This window comes from Niallia sp. Man26 (assembly GCF_022049065.2).
GTDB lineage: Bacteria > Bacillota > Bacilli > Bacillales > Cytobacillaceae > Niallia.
The window spans coordinates 2978732-3004614 of record NZ_CP095743.1; the positions used below are offsets into that span (position 1 = coordinate 2978732).

Annotated in this window: 25 protein-coding genes and 1 other annotated feature; of the genes, 6 read left to right on the plus strand and 19 right to left on the minus strand. The window is 39.0% G+C overall.

The window, feature by feature from the left end; genetic code table 11:
• Positions 1-307: 307 nt before the first annotated feature.
• From L8T27_RS15010 to L8T27_RS15025, 4 genes are all read right to left on the minus strand, one after another.
• Positions 308-1108 (minus strand): DUF1444 domain-containing protein, encoded by an 801-nt coding sequence (locus L8T27_RS15010; protein WP_233317729.1) that lies wholly within the window; start codon positions 1106-1108, stop codon positions 308-310.
• 161 nt (positions 1109-1269) lie between these two features.
• Complete coding sequence (locus L8T27_RS15015) at positions 1270-1584, minus strand: thioredoxin family protein (RefSeq protein WP_233317682.1); 315 nt, start codon at positions 1582-1584, stop codon at positions 1270-1272.
• An 85-nt stretch (positions 1585-1669) separates the two neighbouring features.
• Positions 1670-2191: a DUF84 family protein gene (locus L8T27_RS15020; protein ID WP_233317680.1), complete on the minus strand. Its 522-nt coding sequence runs from the start codon at positions 2189-2191 to the stop codon at positions 1670-1672.
• Between the two features lie 78 nt (positions 2192-2269).
• Complete coding sequence (locus L8T27_RS15025) at positions 2270-3343, minus strand: M42 family metallopeptidase (RefSeq protein ID WP_233317678.1); 1074 nt, start codon at positions 3341-3343, stop codon at positions 2270-2272.
• A 203-nt stretch (positions 3344-3546) separates the two neighbouring features.
• Here L8T27_RS15025 and L8T27_RS15030 point away from each other — a divergent pair, with 203 nt between their 5' ends.
• Positions 3547-3858, plus strand: coding sequence for a PepSY domain-containing protein (locus tag L8T27_RS15030; RefSeq protein WP_233317677.1), 312 nt, complete (start codon positions 3547-3549; stop codon positions 3856-3858).
• Between the two features lie 42 nt (positions 3859-3900).
• On the opposite strand, the gene L8T27_RS15035 is transcribed toward L8T27_RS15030, so the two are convergent.
• Together L8T27_RS15035 and trmB are read right to left on the minus strand one after the other, a co-directional pair.
• Entirely contained in the window at positions 3901-4737 is an 837-nt protein-coding gene (locus L8T27_RS15035) for a YtnP family quorum-quenching lactonase (RefSeq protein ID WP_237941814.1), read from the minus strand.
• A 101-nt stretch (positions 4738-4838) separates the two neighbouring features.
• On the minus strand, positions 4839-5477 hold the full coding sequence (gene trmB / locus L8T27_RS15040) for a tRNA (guanosine(46)-N7)-methyltransferase TrmB (RefSeq protein WP_233317656.1): 639 nt from the start codon (positions 5475-5477) through the stop codon (positions 4839-4841).
• Positions 5478-5713: 236 nt separating this feature from the next.
• Between trmB and L8T27_RS15045 the strand changes: the two genes are divergently transcribed.
• A complete protein-coding gene (locus L8T27_RS15045; RefSeq protein WP_233317654.1) occupies positions 5714-5995 on the plus strand; it encodes a YtzH-like family protein in 282 nt (93 codons plus the stop codon).
• On the opposite strand, the gene L8T27_RS15050 is transcribed toward L8T27_RS15045, so the two are convergent.
• From L8T27_RS15050 to thpR, 4 genes are all read right to left on the minus strand, one after another.
• Positions 5987-6766, minus strand: coding sequence for a phosphotransferase family protein (locus L8T27_RS15050; RefSeq protein ID WP_233317727.1), 780 nt, complete (start codon positions 6764-6766; stop codon positions 5987-5989). The genes L8T27_RS15045 and L8T27_RS15050 overlap by 9 nt on opposite strands.
• A 380-nt stretch (positions 6767-7146) precedes the next feature.
• Positions 7147-9300 carry a type I pullulanase gene (gene pulA / locus L8T27_RS15055; RefSeq protein WP_442780530.1) on the minus strand — a complete coding sequence of 718 codons (2154 nt, stop codon included), beginning with the start codon at positions 9298-9300 and terminating at the stop codon, positions 7147-7149.
• Positions 9301-9340: 40 nt separating this feature from the next.
• A complete protein-coding gene (locus L8T27_RS15060) occupies positions 9341-10321 on the minus strand; it encodes an NERD domain-containing protein (RefSeq protein WP_233317651.1) in 981 nt (326 codons plus the stop codon).
• A 34-nt stretch (positions 10322-10355) separates the two neighbouring features.
• Positions 10356-10922, minus strand: a complete 567-nt coding sequence (gene thpR / locus L8T27_RS15065) for an RNA 2',3'-cyclic phosphodiesterase (protein ID WP_233317649.1) — start codon at positions 10920-10922, stop codon at positions 10356-10358.
• A gap of 276 nt (positions 10923-11198) precedes the next feature.
• Here thpR and cysK point away from each other — a divergent pair, with 276 nt between their 5' ends.
• Positions 11199-12131, plus strand: a complete 933-nt coding sequence (gene cysK, locus L8T27_RS15070; RefSeq protein WP_237941815.1) for a cysteine synthase A — start codon at positions 11199-11201, stop codon at positions 12129-12131.
• Positions 12132-12182: 51 nt separating this feature from the next.
• On the opposite strand, the gene dat is transcribed toward cysK, so the two are convergent.
• Both dat and pepV read right to left on the minus strand, forming a co-directional pair.
• The gene (gene dat / locus L8T27_RS15075) at positions 12183-13040 is read right to left on the minus strand and encodes a D-amino-acid transaminase (protein WP_233317645.1); all 858 of its coding nucleotides are present in this window, start codon (positions 13038-13040) and stop codon (positions 12183-12185) included.
• A 31-nt stretch (positions 13041-13071) separates the two neighbouring features.
• On the minus strand, positions 13072-14490 hold the full coding sequence (gene pepV / locus L8T27_RS15080) for a dipeptidase PepV (RefSeq protein ID WP_233317643.1): 1419 nt from the start codon (positions 14488-14490) through the stop codon (positions 13072-13074).
• 278 nt (positions 14491-14768) lie between these two features.
• Between pepV and L8T27_RS15085 the strand changes: the two genes are divergently transcribed.
• Positions 14769-15218 (plus strand): NUDIX hydrolase, encoded by a 450-nt coding sequence (locus L8T27_RS15085; protein WP_233317641.1) that lies wholly within the window; start codon positions 14769-14771, stop codon positions 15216-15218.
• A gap of 40 nt (positions 15219-15258) precedes the next feature.
• On the opposite strand, the gene L8T27_RS15090 is transcribed toward L8T27_RS15085, so the two are convergent.
• The gene (locus L8T27_RS15090) at positions 15259-16500 is read right to left on the minus strand and encodes a M48 family metallopeptidase (protein WP_233317638.1); all 1242 of its coding nucleotides are present in this window, start codon (positions 16498-16500) and stop codon (positions 15259-15261) included.
• A 380-nt stretch (positions 16501-16880) separates the two neighbouring features.
• Between L8T27_RS15090 and L8T27_RS15095 the strand changes: the two genes are divergently transcribed.
• Positions 16881-17102 carry a DeoR family transcriptional regulator gene (locus tag L8T27_RS15095; protein ID WP_127736905.1) on the plus strand — a complete coding sequence of 74 codons (222 nt, stop codon included), beginning with the start codon at positions 16881-16883 and terminating at the stop codon, positions 17100-17102.
• A 92-nt stretch (positions 17103-17194) separates the two neighbouring features.
• On the opposite strand, the gene L8T27_RS15100 is transcribed toward L8T27_RS15095, so the two are convergent.
• Together L8T27_RS15100 and L8T27_RS15105 are read right to left on the minus strand one after the other, a co-directional pair.
• The gene (locus L8T27_RS15100) at positions 17195-17914 is read right to left on the minus strand and encodes a pseudouridine synthase (protein WP_233317725.1); all 720 of its coding nucleotides are present in this window, start codon (positions 17912-17914) and stop codon (positions 17195-17197) included.
• A 51-nt stretch (positions 17915-17965) separates the two neighbouring features.
• Positions 17966-19591 (minus strand): putative polysaccharide biosynthesis protein, encoded by a 1626-nt coding sequence (locus L8T27_RS15105; RefSeq protein WP_233317636.1) that lies wholly within the window; start codon positions 19589-19591, stop codon positions 17966-17968.
• Between the two features lie 216 nt (positions 19592-19807).
• Here L8T27_RS15105 and L8T27_RS15110 point away from each other — a divergent pair, with 216 nt between their 5' ends.
• A complete protein-coding gene (locus L8T27_RS15110; RefSeq protein WP_233317633.1) occupies positions 19808-21082 on the plus strand; it encodes a BaiN/RdsA family NAD(P)/FAD-dependent oxidoreductase in 1275 nt (424 codons plus the stop codon).
• Between the two features lie 29 nt (positions 21083-21111).
• Here L8T27_RS15110 and L8T27_RS15115 read toward each other — a convergent pair whose 3' ends face one another.
• The 4 genes from L8T27_RS15115 to L8T27_RS15130 all read right to left on the minus strand — a co-directional run bounded on the left by L8T27_RS15115 (position 21112) and on the right by L8T27_RS15130 (position 25865).
• Entirely contained in the window at positions 21112-21294 is a 183-nt protein-coding gene (locus tag L8T27_RS15115; protein WP_233317723.1) for a sporulation protein Cse60, read from the minus strand.
• 116 nt (positions 21295-21410) lie between these two features.
• On the minus strand, positions 21411-21716 hold the full coding sequence (locus tag L8T27_RS15120; protein WP_233317631.1) for a rhodanese-like domain-containing protein: 306 nt from the start codon (positions 21714-21716) through the stop codon (positions 21411-21413).
• Positions 21717-21861: 145 nt separating this feature from the next.
• Positions 21862-24282, minus strand: a complete 2421-nt coding sequence (leuS, locus tag L8T27_RS15125) for a leucine--tRNA ligase (RefSeq protein ID WP_237941816.1) — start codon at positions 24280-24282, stop codon at positions 21862-21864.
• A gap of 72 nt (positions 24283-24354) precedes the next feature.
• Positions 24355-24579 (minus strand) — a binding site (T-box leader).
• A 110-nt stretch (positions 24580-24689) separates the two neighbouring features.
• The gene (locus L8T27_RS15130) at positions 24690-25865 is read right to left on the minus strand and encodes an amidase (RefSeq protein WP_233317627.1); all 1176 of its coding nucleotides are present in this window, start codon (positions 25863-25865) and stop codon (positions 24690-24692) included.
• Positions 25866-25883 lie beyond the last annotated feature (18 nt).

Here is a 25883-nt window from a genome sequence, read left to right on the forward strand (position 1 = left end):
CTTTCCATCTTTCTCTCTACTATTTTAACAGTTTATTAATAAAATCGAGATAAAAATCGCTATTATCCCTGCTTTTTCTATTATATTTTACAAAATTTTAATTGCAAGAAGGCAAAACATTTATTCGCATCTATTATTTACCAAATATCCTATTGAAAAAAGGGCAGTTGCTTGTTAATAAGACCCTCTTAGTCTTAATCAACACGCACACTACCCTTATTGTAGATAACGAATATTACATCCTGTTTTCATTCAGGCAATATTATTAAATCAAATTGATTAAGTTTTGCATACAAAGCACTTAATATTATTGCTCTTTTTTCTTATTTTTACCTAATATAAAAACAGGCTCAAGGCTGCCGTCTTCATACAAGAAGGACAACGCAGTGATTGGCACTCTGCCGCTGGCAAAGAAACTCATCGTCATCTGTGCCAAAATATCATAACCAGTCTCATTTTCAATATCCGCTATAATTAATACGTCTTGATGAGGTACTGCAACTGCCATCGTCCCCTTCACTGTCTCGCTCATTTCCTTCAGGAAAGAGTCATTAAGGATGCGGCTAGCATCATATCCGTCATTTGTATTTAGGAAATAAAAAGTGTTGCCTGCTACAACATCTTTTTTAAGGGCCGTGCTTAAAGAGCGAGCATTAAACAAGGCTACTTCCTTAATTCTGCTATGTTTCCAGTTTTCCTTCGCCATGATTTTCTCATCAATGAGTCGATACGTATTTCCCATATCCAAGGCATAATATATTCTTGTTTCTGCTGTATGTTCATCTACTACAAAGGGTATTTCTTCATTCGTTTGAACTGGAAACGAAGTGGAACGAATAACAGGGTAAATATTTTTTTCTTTCCCCTCAAGTGTAGGGTCATCCACTAATGCTGTTAAACCATTTTCAATATAGTATACAACCTCGTCAACAGCCTTTTCCTTTTCCAGCTCCCATTTTGCAATAATTCCTGGCAGAGAAACGGTTACACCCTTTCCTGTATCCTTGCTTTCTATTCGAAGTTGATCCTTTTTAGAATCAAACGTAAATACTCTTCCTTCGGCTTTAAGCCTGTCCTGTAAGAGATTTTTCATTTTTTTGCTATCCATCTTCATTAATGCTTTTTCCCCCTTTAAGAGTGGGTAATGATCTATGCTGTTCCTATTATAATAGCAGTTGACCGTCTTTTCAAAGAATGTAGAATTTTGTTGTGCAGAAAAAAACAGCGTTTTTACAGAGACACGCTGTTTTTCATTTTTCTCTTATATGATTATAACGACTCAATAAACTGCTCAATTTCCTCTTGCGTTTTACGATCTTTGCTGACAAAACGGCCTAGCTCTTTCCCGTTTTCAAATGCGATAAAGCTTGGAATTCCAAATACATCTAACTCAATGCAAGTATCGATGAACTTATCGCGGTCAATGTGAATAAATGTATACTCACTGTATTTTTGCTCTACTTCTGGCATGAATGGTTCAATGAAGCGACAGTCTCCGCACCAGTTAGCAGAAAATAGGAAAACATGTTTATTACTGCTGTTTTTCAACTCATTAAATTCTTCTTGTGACTGTAGATCTCTCATCGTCTTAATCCCCCTGATTAAAGCTTTTTATTAATTGATACTAACAAAATCTCTGCTGTTTCACTACTATTATGCTTACTCTTTATTATGAACGTGACTTAGCATCATATTCGTATTGTCCAACCAATGATTCGATAACATGTGCAAACATTTTTTGTCTCGTAATTCTGCCGTTCGTAAATACGCCAATAGCACCTTCATGATGACGGACATTCTTTTTGTTTGCATAACGATCCATTACAGGACCAAGCTCTTCCCCTTCCAACAGAGCATCTGCCACTTCCGTGGGCAAAGGAATGCTCGCACCTCCGCCAATATAGGTTCTGCCGTCGCGAAGTACAAGGGCTCCCCAGTTGCAGACGAACAGGCCGTGTTCAGTTTGCTTTACACCGCCTTCAAGACCAATGCCAATGTCGCCTTTTCCAGCAGCTAAAGCATTTTTTGCACGATTAATTGCCCCAGTCATTGTTTCTTCATCAGAGAATGGCTGGGCACTTACCTCTGAAGAGACATCTATTTCTATGAACTCTACGTCTGTCATTGTGCTGAATCCTTCTTTAACAGCACTTGTTTTTGCTGGGTTTCTTGTTCCGATGCAAACAATCATTTCCATCCGCCTCTCTTTAAAAACCTTTTTCTTCATGGAAAAAGAGACAGTCTAATTGTCTGCCTCTTGTTACTCTCCTCATACATTTGCTTTAATTGAATCCACCATTGCTTTATCTGTCGCTTTTACAAGCTTCACAACCAGTTCCTTTGCAGCTGCATAGTCATCAATATGAATGATGGATGCACTTGTATGGATATATCGTGAGCAGATGCCGATTACAGCACTAGGCACTCCATCATTTGCTGTATGCACTCTTCCTGCATCTGTACCGCCAGGGGAGATGAAGTATTGATACGCAATATTATTGCTTTCAGCTGTATCGAGGATAAATTCTCTCATGCCTCTATGCGTTACCATTGTCCGATCGTAGATGCGAAGCAAAGCACCTTTACCTAATTGGCCAAACTGGTTTTTATCACCAGAAGTATCATTTGCAGGACTCGCGTCTAATGCATAAAAAATATCTGGCTGAATCATATTGGCAGCTGTTTGCGCGCCGCGCAAGCCAACCTCTTCTTGAACAGTTGCACCAGAATACAAAGTATTTGGCAGCACTTCTCCTTGCAGCTCCTTCAGCAGCTCAATTGCAAGACCGCAGCCATAGCGGTTATCCCAAGCCTTGGCCATAATTTTCTTTTTATTAGCCATTGGAGTAAAAGGACAAATTGGAACAATAGGCTGCCCTGGCTTGATGCCGATTGAAACAGCATCTGCTTTGTCGTCAGCACCGATATCAATAAGCATGTTTTTAATATCCATCGGTTTATTACGCTGTGCGTCATCAAGTAAATGTGGAGGAATTGAAGCTATTACACCGATAACTGGACCGTTGTCTGTCATTACCTGAACTCTCTGGGCAAGCAAGACTTGGCTCCACCAACCTCCCAGCGGCTGAAAACGCAGCATTCCGTTTTCTGTGATAGAAGTAACCATAAAGCCAACTTCATCCATATGTCCTGCAACCATTACTTTAGGACCATCAGTACTTCCTTTTTTCACACCAAAAATGCTGCCAAGATTGTCTTGAATGATTTCATCGCTGTAAAGGGCAAGCTCCTTACGCATAAAATCACGTACTTCATGCTCATTTCCTGCAACACCGCGTAGCTCAGTCAGTGTACGGAATAATTCCAATGTTTGCTCATTCATCGTATTGCTCCTCTTTTTTTAAAAATTATGTATATATTTATTTTATCGAAATATTAATTTCCTTGCCACCATTAAACATATTGCTCGCTAAATAGATTATTATTAATATAACCAAAATAGGTTTATTACTGGTTTTTTTGGTTTTATTTCACTTATCTCTAATATTTTGGCTATAATAAGAACGAAAGAAAGGAGCTAAAATCATGAACTGGAAAACGATAGTTGCAGGAGCAGCTGTAGGATTTGCAGCAAGCTATGCAGTAAAGGAAGCTGTTTCCAGAAATTATTCCCTGTCAAGTGACCGCGTTCTAAAAATAGTTAAGGCTGTTTTTAAAGAGCAAGGACCTATTACAGGCAGCTGGATCAACATGCAAAAAGAACCCTATGAAACAGCCGGTACAACACAGCTCATTTATCGCGGTGGAATCACGAGAGATAATGATGGCAAAAATGAGTCTTTCGAATTTCTAGCAGACAGCAAAACAGGAAATTTGCTTGATATATATGAGCTTTAAAGATACATAAGTCCATTGCGATACTTGCAATGGACATTTTTACTAATCCCGCTTTATTGCTTCTGTTATTTCTCCTGCTTCATTCCATTTAACACTTCGGTATAATGCATCATGATAAAATGTAAACCAGGCATTTTTGTCTGCTCCCCATTTAAACCATTTTTGTTTTTCTGATATGGATGTCATCGGGTAATCATCATATGCTGTCACCCACAGAACATTTTGATGTGCATGTGTTGGCAATAAATCTGCCATATGGATGGCTGTCTCGCCTCCGTCTTCGATAAGAAGAATAGAATGACCATCACTATGGCCTCCCGTATGAATAAGCTTTAACGGACCCATGCTCCATTCTGTTTCAAAGGTTTTGACTTGTGCTTCAATCGGCTGCCAATTTTGTTCCCAATATGTATTTCTAGAGCGGATATTCGGGTTTTTCATTTCCTGCCACTCCGTTTCTGAAGTAATGATTTCTGCATTCGGAAAAATAGACACCAATTTGTCATTTTCTAACTTAGATAGTCCGCAAGCATGATCAAAATGCATATGTGTCATCAGCACATAATCAATTTCTGTTGGAGAAACCCCTAGTGCTTGTAAATCTCTTTCAAGAAAAGATTCTTCATCAACACCATAATTGCGCATTTGCTTTTTCGTAAGCTTCCCATTTCCAATTCCTGCATCAATCAGTATTCGTTTTCCATCCCACTCAAGAAACATCGGGTCTGAAGGAAGTGTTACTTGATTTACCTCATTGCACTCATACTTTTTGGACCATAATGGCTTTGGTACAACACCAAAAATAGCACCACCATCCATTTTTGTAACACCACCATTTAGCCATGTCACCGTAATTTCACCAATCTTTAAACTGTTCATTCAAGCTAGCCTCCTAATCATTATTCTTACCAAAATTATAGTTGATTTTTCTTTAGACAACAAAAAAAGAGACTAGCTTTAGCATTAGTCTCTTTGTCTTATCATCTGAATTGGGTTTCACTGCGGTAAATTCTGCTGCCACGCTCAGAGAATTTCTCTTCATATTCAGTCATTATATTACCTTCATAATCGCTGTTATGAAGATCAAGGCTGACATACTTCAGCAGCATGCCATACTCAGAGAAGCTGCGAAGAGAATATTCAAATAACCCTTGGTTATCTGTCTTAAAGTGAATTTCACCGTTCGGGATAAGGACTTCCTCATATGACTTTAGGAAATTCTTATAAGTTAGCCTTCTCTTCTCATGTCTAGTTTTTGGCCATGGATCAGAGAAATTCAAATAAACGCGCTCTACTTCCCCTTTAAGGAAATAGTCAGTCAGCTTAGATGCATCGAGATTCATCAGCTTTAGATTCGGAATTTCCGCCTCAATCACTCTGTCTAAAGCGGAAACGATGACACTTTCTTGCAGTTCAATCCCGATATAGTTAATATCTGGATTAGCTTTTGCCATCTCTGTAATAAATCTGCCTTTTCCTGTACCTACCTCTATATGAATGGGTCCTTTAACGCTGAAAGCTTGATCCCATTTTCCTTTCCATTCCTCCGGATGCTGCACTGCATATTGGGGATATGCCAGCAGCTTGTCCTTTGCCCACGGTTTATGTCTTAATCGCATTGTGACACTCCTTCTTTACGTATATATCCATCAACAAACAATACCATTCTTGCGGCTATCATGCAATACTCTTTTCTTTTCCATAACACGCTACAATTATGTCAAAAAATACAGGGTAATTTTACAAATGCAAATATCGTATAAAGAAAAAAAAGAATTCACAACCTATTAGTGAATTCCTTTACTGGTATTTGACCATTTTTTATAAAAGAGACCTGAAGAAAGGGTGCAACTAGATGCCAATTACACATGAACATCAATTAGGTATACTAAAGGATATTTTAAACAACCATCAAGAGGACTGCTGTGGTTCTGTTTCTGAATGTGAACAACTTGAACGTCTTGTTACTTCCTTAAAGGTCAATGGCAATATCGACCAAAACATTCTTCCGATTTTAGAAGAAATAAGCCAGTACAGCCAAAGAGGAATTCAGGCAAACAATTTAAACAATCATATCCAATCCTCTCAAGAGCAGCTGTCCCAATGGGTCGATGGAATAAATGACTTTTCAGGCTAAATCCTGGTCATTTAGGAATTGTATCCACTTTTCCATCTCATGATAGCGGGATTTCTTTTTATACCATTGGATAGAATTTAGGGTTTGGGCTACCACATACCACTTCATGCGCAGCATCAGGTTGTCAGTCAGCTCAAATCCATATTTTTCAAGCCATTCTTTCCAATCTGATTTTGGGATATACCAGTGAAGAAGCATTCCTAAATCGATTGCCGGATCTGCAATCATTGCGCCATCCCAATCGATTAAATACAACTGGTTGTCTTCTGATAGCAGCCAGTTGTTATGATTTACATCACAATGGCAGACAACTTCTTCCTCCGTTTTTATCGATGGAAGATTCTGTTCTAAAAAGGCAATTGAATTCGTGATGGTTGTATTCCCCGTCAGTTCTTCATCCAGTTCTGCTTTAATAACAGCAAGGATCATATTTGGCATCAAGGTTGTTTTTCCAAGCCTTTTCAGCATTTCCAATAACGGTTTAGATGTATGGATTTTTTTCAGCAGCATCACAACCCTGTCATCTGTCATATCAGATTGGCTGAATTCCCTGCCGATAAGCCACTGCTGCGCAGTAAATACATCTCCGTTTTCAAATCTTTTTGTCCAAACAAGTTTTGGGACAATTCCTTCTGCAGACAAAACAGCTAAAAAAGGCGAAGAGTTTCTTTTCAGAAACAGCTTCTGGCCATTATTCTGGGCGAAAAAGGCCTCGCCTGTTTCCCCGCCTGCAGGGGTTATTTCCCAATCTTGTCCTAATAAATGTTCCAACATTGTTCACCTACTATATATATTGCTCCATGATTTTAGGATGAGTCATTCTTGTTTGAACCTTTTTTATCCCTTGTAGGAAGAACAAACAGATTGATTCGTTCTAACTAATAAAAAACTCTTTATTCTTAGCGTTCTACGCATTTAAGTGCAATATTAATCATCATAAATAGAAAAGGACATAGTACCCCAAAAAACATACTATGCTAATGAAAAAAATCAATGTATCAAGAATAATTTATTGTTATAAAAAAAGAGAGCTATTACAATCAGTAACTGACAACAATAGCTATCACATTAAATATTATCTCTTATTTGGTTTTTTAGTCAAGTCTATCTGCAATATAATATTATTTTTCAAAAATTAAATTTCTGCCTATTCAGTTTGTCTCTTTTCGCTTTCCAATAATTGTTATGCCAATCGGGTTTATATCGATGGTTTTTTCCACATCAGGAAGTTCATGGAGATACACTTCTTCTCCCTTTAACAGCAGCTTCCAATTTCCTTCTTCGACAGCTGCCCTTTGTGAATCGTCATCAGCGTTGATATAGATAATAAGTGTTTCCCAATCACCATAGTCTTCAATATTGTTCAGTTTGTATTCTACGAATAAAGGGGAATGTGATTGAATAGTGACATGCTTTCTAATAGCTTCAGCGCTTGTCAGCCGCAGTGCAGCGGTTGATTTGCGCAAAGATATAAGGTCTTTTATAAATTGGACATTATCAAGAAATGTATCTCTTCTATCCCAGTCAAGTCTGTTAATTTCATCAGGCGATTTATAGCTGTTTTCTACACCGTATTTCGTTCGGAAAAACTCCTGACCGCTGTGAAGAAATGGTATGCCTTGGCTGAGTAAGACGATGGATGTGGCAAGTCGATGTTTTTTACGTTTCAAGCTCATCTCCAAGTCAGGAAAGCACGCCTCAATTTTATCCCAAAGCGTATGGTTATCATGCGATTCTACATAATTGATTGTCTGATTCGGCTCTGTAAATATTCCTGCGTTTTGTTCTGCTAATCCAATGCTGCCAGAGAGAAGCTCATGCACTGCTGGCTGACTCCCATTCCCTAATGCAAAGCCTGTATGTTCCAAATCAAATGTACTTCCCTTTATTTGATCGCGGAATTGATCATTGAACTGGCCGATTCGAGGCATTTTATGTTGATTGCTAATTATCGCCTTGAGATCATCTGGTAGAGGTGTCTGCAGATTCCACCCCTCTCCAAAGGTTAAAATAGACGGATCTTTACTGTCACAAATCTCCCGAACCCCCTGCATTGTCTCTACATCCAATATGCCCATCAAATCAAAACGGAAGCCGTCAATCTGGTATTCCTCCAGCCAGAAGCGAACGGAGTCCAGAATATATCTTCTTACCATCAGACGCTCAGAGGCAATATCATTGCCTACACCTGTACCGTTAGAAGGCATTCCGTGAATGTCATAGCGGAAGAAGTAGCCTGGGAGAATCTTCTCAAACGGCGAGTCTTCTTTTTTGTACACATGGTTATAAACAACATCCATAATGACCCTTATTCCTTGCTCATGAATTGCTTGGATAAGCTGTTTTAATTCTTTAATCCTTGCGTATGGGTCAGTCGGATTTGTTGAATAACTGCCTTCAGGGACATTGAAATGTGATGGATTATAACCCCAGTTATATCGTTTAAAAACATTTAATTCATCCACTTCTTCGAAATCATGGACAGGCAGAAGTTCAAGATGAGTCACGCCGAGTTCTTTCACATACGAAAGTCCGGTCCATTCTCCAGTTGGGGTTTTCGTGTTCAGCTGGGCAGCACCTAAGTACGTCCCTTTCTTATCTGCTCCACTGTTCGGATGGATAGTAAAGTCACGGATATGGGTTTCATAAATAATGCTGTCAACAGGGGAGGCAAGTGCTGGCAGTTTAGGTTTCACCGTTTTTGTTTTTCCTAAATCAACGATGACACCCTTTTCACCATTGACGCTAACAGCAACTGCATACGGATCAACCGCTTCTCTCCACTCAAGATTAATAAGAACTAAATAAGTATAGTGAAAGCCGTCTACATCCTGCTCTACCTCAGCTGTCCACACACCCTTTTCTTGTCTTGCCATCGGGATTTCCATACGCCGCTCAGAATGTATAGGATCTTGAAGAACGAGCTTTACTTGTTGAGCTGTTGGAGCCCATAAGAAAAAATGGCTTTTCTCAGCGCTGTATTGCACACCTAACGGACCTTCATAAAAATAACGCATATCAAACTCTTTCGTTCTTATGACTGCACCAATCTGCAAATCAGTGCTGCCATTGTGGTTATCAATAATGGTATAGCTTTTGCCTGCATCCAGCAATTCAGAAGAGATGCAAGTATATTTAACATATTGCTGCATCGTTTCCTTTTTCTTAATGGTTAATGGTACAGAGTATTCTCCCTGTACTGTAAAGGCATCCGCTTCACCGCCATGATACATATAAGGCAGCAGTATAGTAATAACAGACAGCTCATCTAAATAAGCATAATAGTCCCTTTTAATAGATAGCATCATTCCCCACTCCTTCTCTTGTTACCTAAACACTATTCGTTTATGATTCCTCCTCCTCTGGAGCATCCCAATCATATCTTCGAACAGAAGTTGTTAAACAATATTGCAGCAGACTTTCTGCCGCTTTCAGCTGGATAGCCTTGATAGGTGATTGCTGGGTTCTCATCATACGGAACCACTCATCATAATTTCTTTTTTCAATAATCTTTAAATCATATGGTATCGTTGGATAATCAATATAGCCATTCCTTGTCAGGATAGCCTTTTGAATAGGCAGTGCAACATCATGCCTGTCGAGAATTCCGCGGACAATTTTTTCTGTCCTGTTTAAAGCAATCAACGGGCTTAACGTCTTTTTTTCTTTGTCATTATATTTCTTTACCCAAAATTTTTCATTTGAACCTAGGTAAACAGCGGAATCTTCCTCTTCTAGGATAGTGATGCACCACACAGCAGTTGGTGTCACCATCATGACTTCCAGATCAATAGGAGCATTTTTTAATAAGAAAACTGGTTTGTATAGCACTAAATATGTATCAGGAAATCGTTGCAAAAAATATTTCAAGTGCTCATCATAATAAAACGCCTTCTTAACAGTTGATTTTTCTGTAAGAGTAGAACTAGCCCATTTCAGCTGAAAACGAAAAAGCTGATTTAAAAATTGCAGCTTCAATTGTTCTTCTGATTGAGGCTCATTAAGAGCATTGGCTTTATAATCAAAGGAAAATATTTGCTCTTCTTTGTCTTCTTCTTTAACAGCTGCCGGAAATAAAAGGAGCTCTTCTTCCTTCGGCTTTTTATTCATCATTCCTCTGATTTTTAGAAAAAGAGATTCCTTTTCCTCTGTTATATCGTCTAAACTTTCATTATCCTCGTAGAATATTTTCATGTCTTGTGTATCAAATGCCTTTTTAACACCTTCCCATTTCTGCTTTTTTAAGCGGACATAACGGGACGGATACAGCAGTATATTTTGTTGGTAACGTGATATATAGTCTTTTAGCTTAATTAATTGTGCCAAAGCTTTTCCCCCTAAAAAAACCTGTACTTTTCTATTAAATAAATTTTTTTGTATATATTGCTTCATATTTTGGTTCTTTATTTAAATGTGTCTGAAATAAAGAAAATTGCTCTACTTGAAAGGAAGGTTTCGCATCACTGAATGGGTTTTGGGAATTCAGCATGTTCTGGCGAAATCTCTCTGTTCCTGCCCATTTCCTTGCAATCGTAATATGCGGATGATAGGGCCTAGTCTCTAAAGTAAAGCCTGCCTTTTTGCACTTAATATATATATTCTCTCTTAACTGGTGCAGCGATGGATGATTCTCCAATCCTAACCAGAAAATCCGTGGACTGTCCTGACTGCCGAATACTCCTAATTTGTCGATATTCAACGTAAAATGGTCTATATCGTAACTATCTTCATTTAGAATAGTGATAAGTTCGCTCTTTTGTTCTTCCGTTGCTGCTCCCAAAAAAGCTAAAGTAATATGGTAGTCTTGCGGATGCACCCATTTTTTAAAAGGAAATGCTTCTTTAAGCTTACCCCTTACAGCCTCTACTTCTAGCCGGACAGCTTCCGGCAAACCTATCGCAATAAAATAATGTGTATTCGTGTTCATAAAAGCATCCTTTTCTTGTTTATCCTATTAAAGGTAAATTATTTTTCTTTTATGGGCAATTATAGCTATAATACTATTAAACATTCGCAAAAAGTCCTTTTATGTAAAGAATATATTGTTATTATATATCCTTTTCCCTTGTTTTTAATCTTAATCTTCATGAATCTCACTTTAATTGAAAGAAATAGAAGACAAGGACATTCTTGTACCTTATCAGCAATCACCATCTATGTGAGATTTTATTCATATTTAGTAAAAAGAAAGTAGGAAATAACAATGAAATTGTATGGATCCGTATCTGAGCTTATTGGTGACACTCCATTAGTTCGTTTGAACTCTATTGGTGATAAAAATGGTGCTGTCATTTACGCAAAACTGGAATATTTTAATCCTAGCAGAAGTGTAAAAGACAGGGCGGCATTCAATATGATTGAAGCCGCAGAAAAGGCAGGAAAGCTTGTTCCTGGTTCCACTATAATTGAACCAACAAGCGGCAACACAGGCATCGGCTTGGCAATGAATGCAGCTGCTAAAGGCTATCGCGCCATGCTTGTTATGCCAGACACGATGACAAAGGAAAGAATCAATATTTTAAAAGCATATGGAGCTGAGGTTGTGCTGACACCAGGTGACGAAAAAATGCCTGGAAGTATAAAAAAAGCATTGGAGCTGAAGGACGAAATTCCAAACTCTTTTGTACCCATGCAATTCAGCAACAGCCATAATCCTGAAGCGCACCGGAAAACAACTGCTCCAGAAATTATTAAAGCAATGGCTGAACTGAATAAGTCTTTGGCTGCATTCGTAGCAACAGCAGGGACTGGTGGAACAATAACTGGAACTGGCGAGGTACTAAAAGAGGTATTTCCAAATATACGCGTCCATGTCGCAGAACCAGCTGGATCTCCAGTTCTGTCTGGCGGTGCTCCTGGAAAGCATAAACTTGTCGGCACAAGCCCTGGCTTTATTCCAGATATATTAAACCAGAATGTTTATGATCAAATCCACTTAGTAACAGATGAAGCTGCATATGAGTATACAAGAAGACTTGCACTTGAAGAAGGAATACTGGCAGGACCATCCTCTGGTGCAGCCTGCTATGCTGCCGTCCAAGCAGCAAAACAATTGTCCGCTGATGATGTCGTCGTCTTTATTGTATGCGATACTGGTGAGAGATACTTATCAACAGATGTATTTGCACTAGATTAAGAAGAGTCCCTCTTATAGATAGAGGGACTCTTCTCATTTTCACAGAACATATTAAACTAATTGTCCACATTCACTTTCAATTGCATCCTTAAACAGTTTCTGCAAGTTTCTCGTAACAGGACCTATTTCACCGTTGCCAACAGGCACATTGTTTATGGATATAATCGGCATCACTTCAGCTGTTGTACTCGATAGAAATACCTCATCAGCATCTATCAGGTCCTCGATTGTAAAGGCTTCTTCTACTACCTCTATTTCGTTTTCCTTACATAACTGAATGATCTTCTGTCTTGTAATTCCATTTAAAATAAATTGGTTGGCTTCATGTGTTTTCACACTGTTATCCTTCATAATCCATATATTAGAGGAGCTTCCTTCTGTAACTGTCAGTTCCCGATATTGAATGCTTTCATAGCAGCCAGCTTCCGTCGCTTTCTGCTTGGCAATCACATTGCCAAGCAAATTCAAACTCTTAATATCACATCTCGACCAGCGGATATCTTCTACCGTAATGGCTTCCACACCGTTATCAAGCTGCTCATAAGGAATACTAACCTCTTTCGTATAAGCTATATAAGTCGGAGGAGTATCTTCTGCAGGGAATGCATGGTTCCTCGAACTGGTGCCTCTTGTGACCTGCATATAGATGATTCCTGTTTCCAGTTTGTTCTTTTCTACAAGCTGTTCCATTAACAGCTTGAGTTCTTCGACAGTATACTCTATCTTGATACTCAGCTTGTCACCGCTGCCAAGCAAGCGTTCGAGATGCTCATTTGCAGTAAACAGCTTTCCATTATAAACTCTTATCACTTCATATATACCGTCACCAAACTGATAACCTCTGTCCTCAATATCAACCTTTGCTTCAGATCTATCAATAAAAGCTCCATTCATCCATACAATACTCATTTTCTCTCCCCCTTAACCATGTTAGTAATATTTATTTTGCTAGCTCATATATAGCTTGGGCATAAATTGCTGTTGCTTTAAGCAAATCCTCGATAAACATGTATTCATCCTTCTGATGAGCAATATCATCTCTGCCTGGAAACAGAGGGCCAAAGGCAACGCCATTTTCCAGAGATCTTGCGTATGTTCCGCCGCCGATTGAAATCAGTTTCGGCTCTTCACCTGTCTGTTCTAAATAAACCTTGCTTAATGTTTGAATCAGCTCAGAATCCTTGTTGACATGATGAGGCTTGGAGTCTGTAAAATTCTCAATCACAAATCCATGGCCAGCAAGCAATTTATCTAACACAGCCTTTGTCTTTTCCATTTCATTTGTGACCGGATAACGGCATGTTAATCCTATTTTGCCGCCGACTTGTTGATTATATTGCAGGATGCCTACATTCAATGTTAAGTCTCCCGTGATATCATCGTTATAAGCTACTCCTAATTTTTGACCTCTTGAGTCATCTTTGAAGTAACCGTTAACAAACTGAAAGTAATTCGCTGCCTTTTCATCAAGTGGCAAATCAGCTAGAAAGGACGCAAGCTTAAGACCGGCATTTACCCCATTATTCGGCTCCATTCCATGTGCGGAAACACCTTCAAGCTCTAATACTAGTTCACCTGCATCTACTGTATATTGACCTGTTAAATTGTCCCTGCTTAAATATTCCTGGAAGCGCTGAATGATTTCCGTCTGATCTGATAGAACATGCAGCCTCGCTTCCGCAAAATCTGGGACCATATTGTATCTTCTTCCAGAAGAAAAAGAAACTATGCCCACTTTTCCAGACTCATACTGGGCCATCTCGTCCAAAGACTGAACCATATCAAAATCAGATATTCCTTTTTCCGCATAAATGATCGGAAAATCCGCATCAGGTGCAAATCCCATCGTTGGCATTGGTTCTTCTTGGAAGTACGTTGTAACGCATCTCCAATCACTCTCTTCATCTGTTCCAATAATCATTTTAACTTCCTTTGTTAAAGGCAAATCCAATTCTTTAATTATTTTCATGGCATAATAAGCTGCCATCGTAGGACCTTTATCATCCAAGGCACCTCTTGCGAATATTTTCCCATCGCGAATTTCTGCGCTGTAAGGATCACTTGACCAGCCGTCTCCTTCTGGAACAACATCAACATGACAAAGGATTCCAATGCTTTCATCACCAGCTCCAAACTTCACATGTCCTGCTACGTTCTTAACATTCTTTTCTTCAAACCCGTCTCTTTTGCCAAGCTCCAGCATAAAGGTCAAGGCTTCTTTAACACCTTGTCCAAACGGAGCATCTTCTGTTGCATTTTCTTCATCCAGCACACTTTTTATTTGAAGTAAGCCTTGTAAATCTTGGATGAAATCATCTTTACGAATATGTACTTCTTTTAACCAATCCAGTGCTTTCACTAAACCAGCCTCCTTAACCTAATATTCCAATATGTTTTTCCTTTGCAGAATATCTTGCTTTAGCTTTATTCTTATGTTTTTTAGAATATATAAAAGTATTTTACCATAATCCCACCAATTCTTATCAATAAAAGACAAGCCCTGTATTGATTTTGTCTGTTTTTGGTTGCTTTTCTTATCATTCCCACACATAAAGGAATCATAAGACATTCAAAAATTTTCGGTTTTACGCTTCTTCCTGTAAAATATTAAAAAAAGGTTCTGAAAGGGTTGGCGTTATGGAATATATTAAGGAGCTGCGGCAAAAGGTTGGCAAGATGCCGTTAATACTCGTTGGTGCTGTTGTTATTATGGAGGATGCGGACAAAAGAGTGCTCTTGCAGGAAAGAACACATCCTCATAAAGTATGGGGGCTGCCTGGCGGTTTAATGGAATTGGCAGAGAGTACAGAAGAAACAGCTAAACGAGAGGTTTGGGAAGAAACTGGCTTGCAGGTAGAGGAGCTAAAGCTATTAAACATCTATTCTGGAAAAGAGTATTATACAGTTGCAGCAAACGGAGATCCCTTCTACTCCGTTACAGCAGCTTATTATACGAGGAAGTACAGCGGCCAAATGAAAGTTAACAAGGAAGAGGCCTTTCAACTGCAATTTTTTGATTTAGAGAAGTTGCCTGCAAATATGGTTGGCAGTCATCGGCGATTTTTGCAGGACTATTGCACCTTATAAAAAATAACAACAAGCGGCTGATGTATCAGCCGCTTGTCTCTTATTGATATATATAACTATCAAACAAATCTAAAATGTCTTGATAATTACTTTCTGTCGCATAATCATAGGCTGTATAGCCGTACGCATCTACTATGTTTATATCTGATCCATTATCAATTAAAAGCTGAATAAGCTCCATATCTGCACCTTGATAAACTGCATACATAAGCGGTGTCATTCCGTCTTCATCTTGAGAATTTGGATCTGCCCCACTATCAAGCAGCGTTTTCACTGTATCTATATCATTTTGATATGCTGCTTCATGAAGCTCCGTATAATAACCGTCATAATATAAATCTTCATCTTCTGGGTATGAAAACTCTGTTCCACCAGATTTTATGAATTCAGCAAAATCAGAATGTTGAATGAAGGATGTTATTCCAGCAACTGCAGCGCTAACTAACCCGATGAAAATAATAACACCAGCTACAAATACGGAAATACCTACCCACATGCCTCTCTTCGATTCCTTTAATGGCTTTAGGTCAATTTCATTATAAAAGGACTCAATTGCATAAACTCTTTTAGGCAAATGAGGATGTGTAGACAGCTTTTCATTGAACCATACGAAAAAGCCGCTCTCTTTTTCCAATTGCTCCATATATGCCTGTTTATTCACTTTATTGTATAAGGTTGTACCAATCCCAAGCATGGTCAAGGCATTCTTTGCTGCAGTAAATGATTGAACATAATAGGCTGCTGTTCTGTCACAGGTATATTCGCATGCACGTAAATAAGCATTTCCCAGGAAAGGAATATACAATGCCGGCAACAGGAAAAAACCGTAATGAACATGTTTACGTTTCAAATGGGTAAATTCATGAGCCATGATGAACATGACTTCTTTTTCCGCACCTCTGTCAACCATTTCAAAAATACTTGAATACAACACTACCATATTCCTGCGCACAAACTTGGTCGCAAATGCGTTAAGGATACCCTCTGATTCCAGTATATATATATCTGGGAGCTTGCTCAGCTCAAGATCTTTGGCGATACCAACCGCCTTTGCATAAAGCTCAGGAAATTGATCTTCTCCCAGTTTAACTCCATTTCTCCTAATGCCAGCCATCGAAAGTGCATGTAAAAACAGCATGACAGCAATTATTGCTGCATAGATAATAATACCAATAACCGAAAAAAGCAATAAAATAAGTGTGCCGATACTTACAAGCAGCACGAGTACAAAATAAATGTTCTCTCTAGGATGAACTAGCTGATCTTTTCTTATGTTTTCCAATCACATATCCTCCAAAAATGTTTATCGTTTTTGATTATAATGGAAAAAAAGGTGTTAATAAACATTTTTATTGTACTTCATGCAATTTGTTATCATAAAGTTAATAGTTTGTACCATATGATATGGTAAGGAAAAAACCAGGGGGTGGTATATTTATACATTAATAATCAAATATTTTGTAAATTTGAGCAAATAATGTAGAATTAAAAAGTAAATAGGGATACAATATTTATAGAAGTTCATTTTTGTTCACTATAGCCATTTGAAAAGGAGTTGTCTGTAAAGAAGAAAATTACATACGCTTGAAGAATAAATCTTCAAATAAGCTGTCGGTCGCAGGAATTTGCCAAAGGTTTGAAAAAAGGATAGGGAGTGGTTTATTGAAACCTTCAACTAACCGGATGTTAAACCGTATCAAATCCGTCTACATGTTTATTAGTAAGCGTGGAACAGTAACAACACAAGAGCTAGTGGAGGAATTTGGTATTACTCCTCGAACGATTCAAAGAGATTTGAATGTTTTAGCTTATAACGATTTGGTGAAAAGTCCAAGTCGTGGAAAATGGACAACAACTAGAAAAAAAGTGAAAATGACGTCTTAAACCGTAGATTGATTATTGATAATATACTGCATATTTACATGCAATATAAAAAAACGCCAAAATTGGTTTGGCGTTTTTTTATGCTGCATGTTTTAATTTACTTCATAATCTTGAAGAAGTTGTATCTCCTCATCAGTGAGCTCTCTGTATTCCCCAAGCTCCAATGTTTCGTCAAGCGCAAGCGGTCCCATCGAAATTCGCTTCAGATAAATGACCTTCTTTCCTACACTCTCAAACATTCTTTTAACTTGATGAAATTTGCCTTCTGAAATCGTAAGCTCAATATCAGAGGTTTCGCCAGCCTTCAAGATAACAAGGTGCCCAGGTTTGGTTACATAACCGTCATCAAGGGTAACACCTTTTTTAAAGGATTCTATATCTTCGTCTGTAACGATTCCTTTTATGACCGCAAAATATGTTTTAGGAACATGCTTTTTCGGTGAAAGCAACCGGTGCGAAAGTTTGCCGTCATTTGTAAGCAGCAATAATCCCTCTGTATCCTTATCAAGGCGGCCGACAGGAAACGGATTGTAGACAGCATCCTCAATTTCCAGCAAATCAACAACTGTCTCCTCTCGGGCATCCTCAGTCGCTGAAATAACTCCTGGCGGCTTGTTCATCATCAGATAAATAAATTCCTTATATTCCACTATCTCCCCGTTTAATGTTATGACATCTTGCTCGGGGTCGACCTGCTGTTTAGCATCTTTAATTACTTCATCATTGACCTTAACTGCCTTGCTTTTCAGCAGCGACTTTACATCTTTTCTGCTGCCATATCCTAAATTGGCAAGCAGTTTATCAATTCTCATTTTTTTCATTTATCTTGCCATCCGTTTCATCTTTATTTATGTGTCTTCTATTTAAAATGGAAGTCTTAGCTTTCTTTTAATTGATTCAGCTCTCTCTCCCAGCAACATGTAAACAAGCTTAGAGCGGTATGCAAGGTAAGCGTATATCAGCCCTCCAGCCAGCGCGACAATCCCAACCATAAGAAGAGAGGAAATTAATGATTTCGGCTCCAAGAATAACCTGAGTAGTGTGTAGATAATTTCCGTACCAACAAACATTAGGAAAGTAAAACCAACGATTAACACACTTCTACGCAGGACTAGCCTGAATGGATACTTCGCAAAAACTTTTATCACAAAGATATTAATTACTATTGCAGCAGTATATCCTAATGCTGTTGCCAAAATGGCACCTTTCGCTTCCCATCTTTCAATAAGCGGCATGTTTAAACTCAGTTTAACCAATAAACCTACTAAAAGACTTAAGACTGTAAAGCGCTGTTCGTTTATACCTTGCAAGATTGCGGCAGTAACAGCATACAGAGAAAATAGAATGGCAACTGGTGCATATAAACGCAGCACCTCTGTTCCTAAAGCTAAATCCACTGTCCCGTAAAACAGACGATATACCGGCTCAGCCAGCACGGATAATCCTATTGTTGCCGGTAATGTAATAAATAATAATATTTGAAATGCTTGATTTAAATTATGGTTTACAGACTTTTGATCTCCACTAACAAACGCTCTTGTTATCATCGGCACGAGTGTCATGGAAAAGGCAGTTGCCAAGGAAACTGGAATAATGACAATCTTATGTGTCTGATAGTTGAATGCATTCAGCTGCGTCTCTGAAATGGCACTTAAACCTGCAACAGCCATCGCACGGTTAAAGGTAATCGTATCGATAAACTGAAAGAGCGGGTTTGCTATTCCAACGAAAACAAATGGTGCTGCTGAGATAAGTATTTCCTTATACATGGAGCCTAAGGAAATGTCCGAAATTTGCTGCCTGTCTTCTAGGAGCATGGAGTTAAAATGATGTTTTCTTTTAAGCCAATAATAGATAAGTACTGCAAGTCCGCCAATCGCACCGACAAATGCTGCAAATGTCGAAATGCTGACTGCAGTTACAATATCGCCTTTGAGTACATACAACACAGCGGCAGCTCCGCCAAGCATGAAAACGATTCGTACAATCTGCTCTACTACTTGAGAAACAGCAGAAGGTCCCATTGACTCATGTCCCTGGAAGAAACCGCGAATCAAGCTCATGACAGGGACGACGATAACAGCAAAGCTTACTGCCCTAATTACAGTCGTAACATCCTTTACGCTGGAGTTAAGATCATCCTCAGGAATATTAATCTCTGCAAGAAATGGTGCGAGGAAATACATGGCAAGGAAACAGACGAATCCGGTACAGGTCATCACAACAAGCCCTGACTTAAAAAGCCGCCTGCTGACACCGTACTCTCCCATCGCATTATATTTAGAAATGAATTTGCTGACAGCAAGAGGAATACCTGCTGTTGCAATACTGATGACAATCGTATAAGCTACATATGAATATTGATAAAGGATAGTTCCTTCTTTTCCGACAATCATATTAAACGGGATTACATAGAACAATCCCAGTGCTTTTGATATCATAGTTCCGAGTGTTAGAATAAACGTACCTCTCAACAATTTTGACGACATATAATCCCTTCCTTAAATGAAGCTTAGCTGCAAACTAACATAACAAATTATTTTAACATGAAATGAATATGATACTAAGTGTAATAATGAGCATTTTTTATACACACTATTAGTAGTTTACCTTTTCTTGACTAGAAACGCTACTTTAGCTTTCAAATGAAGAAAATAGTCTATAATAATAGATCTCAATATAGGAAAAAGAAAGTAGGTTCATCTATGCAATATGAAGTAATTGTAATTGGCGGCGGTCCTTCTGGATTAATGGCAGCGATTGGTGCTGCTGAATCTGGTTCAAAGGTCCTGTTAATTGATAAAGGGGAAAAGCTTGGCCGCAAGCTTGCTATTTCAGGAGGCGGCAGATGCAATGTCACAAACAGGCTTCCTGTTGATGAAATTATTAAGCATATTCCAGGTAACGGACGTTTTCTTTACAGCGGGTTTTCGATTTTTAATAATGAAGATATTATTAATTTTTTCGAGAATTTAGGAATTGCTCTAAAGGAAGAGGATCATGGCAGAATGTTTCCTGTCTCTAACAAAGCTCAATCTGTTGTTGATGCCTTATTGCAGGAGCTCGACAGACTGAAGGTTGAAATCCGGACAAATACTCCTGTTAAAAAGGTATCCTATAATGAAGACGGCACTAAGACAATCTTTATGCAAAACGGAAAAGAGGCAGTCACGAAGTCTCTCATCATTGCTGTCGGCGGCAAATCTGTGCCCCATACAGGCTCAACTGGCGATGGATATGCTTGGGCAGAGAGTGCAGGACATACTATTACCGAGCTGTTTCCAACAGAAGTACCTGTCACTTCAAGCGAATCATTTATCAAGGAAAAAACATTACAAGGTTTGTCTTTAAGAGATGTTGCGCTGAGTGTATTAAACCAAAAAGGAAAACCTATTATCACACATAAGATGGATATGATTTTCACCCATTTTGGGATCAGCGGTCCAGCTGTATTGCGCTGCAGCCAGTTCGTCGTCAAAGAGCTGAAGAAAACCGGTTTAGCAGAAATTCCTGTTTCGATTGATTCATTTCCTGATAAAAAGGAAGAACCACTGTTCCAAGAAATAAGTAAACTCGTTAAGGACGAGCCTAAAAAAGCGGTGAAAAACATTTTAAAAGGTTTCTTAACAGAACGCTATTTACTGTTTTTACTTGAGCTTGCAGAAATTGATCCTGCAGCACAAGGAGCTACTGTCTCCCAAGATAAGCTAAAAAAATTCACCTCTCTTTGCAAAGGATTCTCTTTTAAAGTCAACGGTACAATGCCGCTTGAGAAAGCATTTGTTACAGGCGGAGGTGTCTCTATTAAAGAGATTTCTCCAAAAACAATGGAATCAAAGCTAATGCCAGGACTCTTCTTTTGTGGAGAGATATTGGACATCCATGGATATACAGGGGGATATAACATCACAAGTGCGTTTGTGACAGGAAGACTTGCTGGTGTAAATGCCGCTCTTGAAGCTAAAAATATGTTTATGTAAAAAGTTAGCTGAACGGTTTAATAGACTGTTCAGCTTTTATATATAATCATCGAGGAGAAACAATAAATCTGTTCTTCTTCCCCCTCTTGTAATGCTGCAACATTATACTTTATATCTAAAAGCTTCTTTTCATCAAGCTTCTCCAGGAACTTATTCATTTCCATTTCCAGATCTTTTTCATGCTCCTGGTCAAATAATTTAACCTTTATCATCATCCACACTCCTAAGTGATCAGAATATTCTATTAAAATAATAGCCAATTTATCGTCATTTTAGACAATATGAAAATAAAAAACCCTTCACAGCAAGCTGCGAAGGGTTTTTTAGATTAAACAGTTTCACCGTTCCAGTTAAGCATTCCACCAACCATGTTAACAACCTTGTAGCCTCGGTCTTCAAGGAAATAGCAGACGTTTTCGCTTCTTTTACCACTGCGGCATATAAAAATATATTCTTTCTCTTTTGAGAAGTAGTCTAGCTTTTCAGGAATATCATTCATGCGAATATGCTTAGCCCCTGGAATCATGCCTTCTGCTACTTCATCATCTTCCCTAACATCAACAAGCTCCAGCTTTTCCCCTTTTTTCAGCTTGTCTTCTAATTCTTCTGTTGTAATTATCTTAATATCTTCCATTTATTGTTTCCTCCATTCTACCAGTACGAATCATGTTAACTTCCACTCATTGTAATATAGAACAATTAAAAAAAAGATGCAAATCACATGCCCACTGTTTTTATATAAAAAAAGTCCAGCCACACAGTATGGCTGGACTTCTGTATTAATTAGCTACAATATTAACCAATTTTCCTGGAACAGCAATAATCTTTCTAACTGTTTTCCCGTCAATTTGCTCTTTCACTTGACTGTCTTCCATAGCGATTTGCTCTAGAGCATCTTTATTCGCATCAGCTGGAACCATCAATTTTGTTTTTACTTTACCGTTGATTTGGATAACGATTTCGATTTCATCGTCTACCAATTTTGCTTCATCATATGCTGGCCATGCTTCATATGCAATCGTACCTGATGAGCTTCCAAGTTTTTCCCACAGCTCTTCTGTAATATGAGGGCAAATTGGGGAAAGAAGCTTCACAAAGCCTTCAATATAAGCTTTTGGAATCGCATCTGCCTTATAGCACTCATTAATGAAGACCATCATTTGGGAAATAGCTGTGTTAAAGCGTAATCCTTCAAAGTCCTCTGTAACCTTCTTCACCGTTTGGTGGTAGATTTTGTCTAGACCCTTCGCTTCATCGATTTCTTGAACTTTGCTTGAAATCTCGCCATTATCATCCACAAGCAATCTCCAAATACGGTCAAGGAATCTTCTTGAACCATCAAGTCCGTTCGTTGACCAAGCTATTGCTGCATCAAGTGGTCCCATGAACATTTCATACAAGCGAAGTGTATCAGCACCATGGCTTGAGACTATTTCATCCGGATTAACTACATTACCTTTAGACTTACTCATTTTTTCATTGTTTTCACCAAGAATCATCCCTTGGTTATACAGCTTTTGGAATGGCTCTTTCGTAGGTACAACGCCTAAATCATACAATACCTTGTGCCAGAAGCGTGCGTACAATAAATGCAGAACCGCATGCTCTACACCACCGATATAAATATCAACTGGAAGCCATTCTTTCAGCTTTTCAGGGTCTGCAATAGCTTCACTGTTTTTCGGATCGATATAGCGGATATAATACCAGCTGCTGCCCGCCCATTGCGGCATTGTGTTTGTTTCACGTCTGCCTTTTTTACCTGTAATCGGATCTACTACATTAACCCACTCAGAGATGTTTGCCAAAGGCGATTCACCAGTTCCAGATGGTTTAATCTCTGCTGTATCAGGCAATGTTAGCGGCAATTCTTCCACAGGGACACCTGTCATTGTGCCATCTTCCCAGTGAATAATTGGAATTGGTTCACCCCAGTATCTTTGACGGCTGAATAACCAGTCACGAAGTCTGTAGGTTACTTTCTTCGTACCGATGCCTTTCTCTTCAAGCCATGCAATCATCTTAGTGATTGCTTCTTCTTTTTGCAGCCCATCAAGGAAGTCAGAGTTAACATGCGCTCCATCACCAGTATAGGCTTCTTCCTGTACATTTCCGCCAGCTACCACTTCTTTAATTGGCAAATCAAAAGTTTTTGCAAACTCGAAGTCTCTTTCATCATGTGCAGGAACTGCCATAATGCTTCCAGTTCCATAGCTGACAAGCACGTAGTCTGCAATCCAAATCGGCATTTTTTCGCCATTCACTGGATTAACAGCATAAGCTCCTGTGAACACACCTGTTTTTTCTTTAGCAAGGTCCGTTCTTTCCAAATCACTCTTGCTCTTAATTTTCTCTAAATATGCTTCAACTGCTTCCTTTTGCTCTGCTGTTGTGATTTTATCAACTAACGCATGCTCAGGAGCAAGTACAGCATAAGTAGCACCAAACAGTGTGTCTGGTCTTGTCGTGAACACAGTGAATGTTTCATCATGGTTATCAATTTGGAAAGTCACTTCCGCTCCTTCAGAACGTCCGATCCAGTTTCTTTGCATTTCTTTAATGCTTTCCGGCCAATCCACTTCATCCAAATCTTCAAGCAAACGGTCAGCATAAGCTGTAATCTTTAAAATCCATTGTCTCATCGGGCGTCTTTCAACAGGATGTCCGCCCCTTTCGCTCTTTCCGTCAATGACCTCTTCATTGGCAAGCACTGTTCCTAAAGCAGGGCACCAGTTAACTGCCACTTCATCAACATATGCTAAGCCTTTTTCAAATAGCTGTAAGAAAATCCATTGTGTCCATTTATAATAATCTGGATCTGTAGTGTTAATCTCTCTGTCCCAGTCATAGGAGAAGCCTAAAGAGTTGATTTGACGTCTGAATGTTTCAATATTTTTTTCTGTGAATAGTGCTGGATGGTTGCCTGTATCAAGTGCATATTGTTCTGCAGGTAATCCAAATGCATCCCAACCCATTGGATGAAGAACATTAAAATCCTGCATTCTTTTCATTCTTGAAAGAATATCAGTAGCTGTATATCCTTCTGGATGTCCTACGTGAAGGCCCGCTCCGGATGGATATGGGAACATGTCAAGTGCATAGAATTTCTTTTTCCCTTTATCTTCACTTGTTTTAAACGTTTTATTTTGTTGCCAATAGCTTTGCCATTTCTTTTCTATGTTCTGATGATTAAAGCTCATCTTATTTCCTCCTATTAGTTTTCTATTCGCAGGGTTTGTTTTCCTTAGAAAACAAAAAATCCCCTCATCCCAAATAGGGACGAGAGGAATATATGTATATCTCCCGCGGTACCACCCACAATTAGTGAATAAATCACTCGCTTCATTTATCCCTTAACGCGGTGTACGGCAAGCATTACTGTTAGTTCACACTTGCAACTCAAAGGCGAGTTCAAGATTTTTTTTGACTGGCTTGCACCATCCGCCAGCTCTCTTCAACAAAAAAGCATCTTTACTATTCCTTTTCCTAGCTGTTGCCCTATATGATGTTTATTGTATGTTATTTTCTTCACGGATGCAAGAAGTTATTAAGCAAGAACTATCTCCGCCAGCTCCTTGTTAAGCATATGCACCGTTAAGGATTTCGGTCACCGTTTGTTTGCTTCAAGTGACGCAATAAATTGCAGGAGCTTTTTATCCTGACCTTTGCCAGCAATCACAGATACACCAACAGGAACGCCGTCTACTTCTGCAAGAGGGATATTCACCTGCGGGAAGCCGGTTAACCCAGCAATGCAGCAGAGCTGGAATGTCCTGCTTCTGCGCAGTTCCAGTTCTTCCACCGACAGATTGAGCAGAGGTGCTTTTCCAGGTGATGTTGGAATGATTAAAAGGCCATCATCCTTTAGCAGTTTTTCCATATTTTCTTGAATCATACGTCTTTTCTTTATAAATGGGGACATATCAGCTTCAGCTAGTGTGCTTGCCCATTGAAATCGTTCTGCAATGCCAGGACCGAAGGATGGTTTATACTTTTCAATCCATTTTCCATGCTCCTCCCAAATCTCTCTGCCTTGCAGCATCCTGAACGTCTCTGCCCAGTCAGCAAGCCCCTCATTTGCCAATACCGTTTGCGAATGTGTTAAAGAAGCTGTCTGCCATTTTTTCAACTCCGTTAATAATGCCTCTTTTGCATTAGGTTCAATCAATTCCCATGCATCATCTGCCATCAAAATACGAGTGAAAGGCTCTCTGGAACCTTCCTCTTTAATCAATACGTTGCCAACCTTTCGTAATGTCTCTGCGTCTCTTGCCATCCAACCGACAGTATCAAAGCTTTTAGCTAACGGAATGACTCCTTCCATATCAACAATATTATGAGTTGGACGGATGCCATAGATTCCACAATAAGAAGAAGGAATTCGGACAGACCCGCCCGTATCTGTTCCGATTGCAAAATCAGTTAATTCCGCTGCTACTGCGACTGCTGATCCGCATGATGAGCCGCCAGGAATGCGCTTTGGATCTTTCGGGTTGATTGGAGTTCCATAATAAAAGTTTTCTCCATTAAGACTATACATCAGTTCATCTGTTATCGTCGTTCCTTCAAGCCTTGCGCCATTATTAAGTAACAGGCTGAGAGAGAAAGCTGTACTTGCTGCAGCAGGGTGAGTCTTGAGCCAATCTGGATTTCCTGCCGTTGACTGATGTCCTTTTATAGCAAACACATCCTTAACTGCAAAGCTTAAGCCTGATAATTCCCCTGTATTTAATGGTTCTAATACAACCTCTTTTTTTGCAAATGCCCCAAAATCCTTAACCATCTTCTCCTCATCCTTCCC

Bases quoted from the DNA above. Each gene is read 5' to 3' on its own strand.
- L8T27_RS15010 (WP_233317729.1), bottom strand. From the start codon at position 1,108: ATGGATAGCAAAAAAATGAAAAATCTCTTACAGGACAGGCTTAAAGCC.
- L8T27_RS15015 (WP_233317682.1), bottom strand. From the start codon at position 1,584: ATGAGAGATCTACAGTCACAAGAAGAATTTAATGAGTTGAAAAACAGC.
- L8T27_RS15020 (WP_233317680.1), bottom strand. From the start codon at position 2,191: ATGATTGTTTGCATCGGAACAAGAAACCCAGCAAAAACAAGTGCTGTT.
- L8T27_RS15025 (WP_233317678.1), bottom strand. From the start codon at position 3,343: ATGAATGAGCAAACATTGGAATTATTCCGTACACTGACTGAGCTACGC.
- L8T27_RS15030 (WP_233317677.1), top strand. From the start codon at position 3,547: ATGAACTGGAAAACGATAGTTGCAGGAGCAGCTGTAGGATTTGCAGCA.
- L8T27_RS15035 (WP_237941814.1), bottom strand. From the start codon at position 4,737: ATGAACAGTTTAAAGATTGGTGAAATTACGGTGACATGGCTAAATGGT.
- trmB (WP_233317656.1), bottom strand. From the start codon at position 5,477: ATGCGATTAAGACATAAACCGTGGGCAAAGGACAAGCTGCTGGCATAT.
- L8T27_RS15045 (WP_233317654.1), top strand. From the start codon at position 5,714: ATGCCAATTACACATGAACATCAATTAGGTATACTAAAGGATATTTTA.
- pulA (WP_442780530.1), bottom strand. From the start codon at position 9,300: ATGCTATCTATTAAAAGGGACTATTATGCTTATTTAGATGAGCTGTCT.
- thpR (WP_233317649.1), bottom strand. From the start codon at position 10,922: ATGAACACGAATACACATTATTTTATTGCGATAGGTTTGCCGGAAGCT.
- cysK (WP_237941815.1), top strand. From the start codon at position 11,199: ATGAAATTGTATGGATCCGTATCTGAGCTTATTGGTGACACTCCATTA.
- dat (WP_233317645.1), bottom strand. From the start codon at position 13,040: ATGAGTATTGTATGGATGAATGGAGCTTTTATTGATAGATCTGAAGCA.
- L8T27_RS15085 (WP_233317641.1), top strand. From the start codon at position 14,769: ATGGAATATATTAAGGAGCTGCGGCAAAAGGTTGGCAAGATGCCGTTA.
- L8T27_RS15100 (WP_233317725.1), bottom strand. From the start codon at position 17,914: ATGAGAATTGATAAACTGCTTGCCAATTTAGGATATGGCAGCAGAAAA.
- L8T27_RS15105 (WP_233317636.1), bottom strand. From the start codon at position 19,591: ATGTCGTCAAAATTGTTGAGAGGTACGTTTATTCTAACACTCGGAACT.
- L8T27_RS15110 (WP_233317633.1), top strand. From the start codon at position 19,808: ATGCAATATGAAGTAATTGTAATTGGCGGCGGTCCTTCTGGATTAATG.
- L8T27_RS15115 (WP_233317723.1), bottom strand. From the start codon at position 21,294: ATGATAAAGGTTAAATTATTTGACCAGGAGCATGAAAAAGATCTGGAA.
- L8T27_RS15120 (WP_233317631.1), bottom strand. From the start codon at position 21,716: ATGGAAGATATTAAGATAATTACAACAGAAGAATTAGAAGACAAGCTG.
- leuS (WP_237941816.1), bottom strand. From the start codon at position 24,282: ATGAGCTTTAATCATCAGAACATAGAAAAGAAATGGCAAAGCTATTGG.
- L8T27_RS15130 (WP_233317627.1), bottom strand. From the start codon at position 25,865: ATGGTTAAGGATTTTGGGGCATTTGCAAAAAAAGAGGTTGTATTAGAA.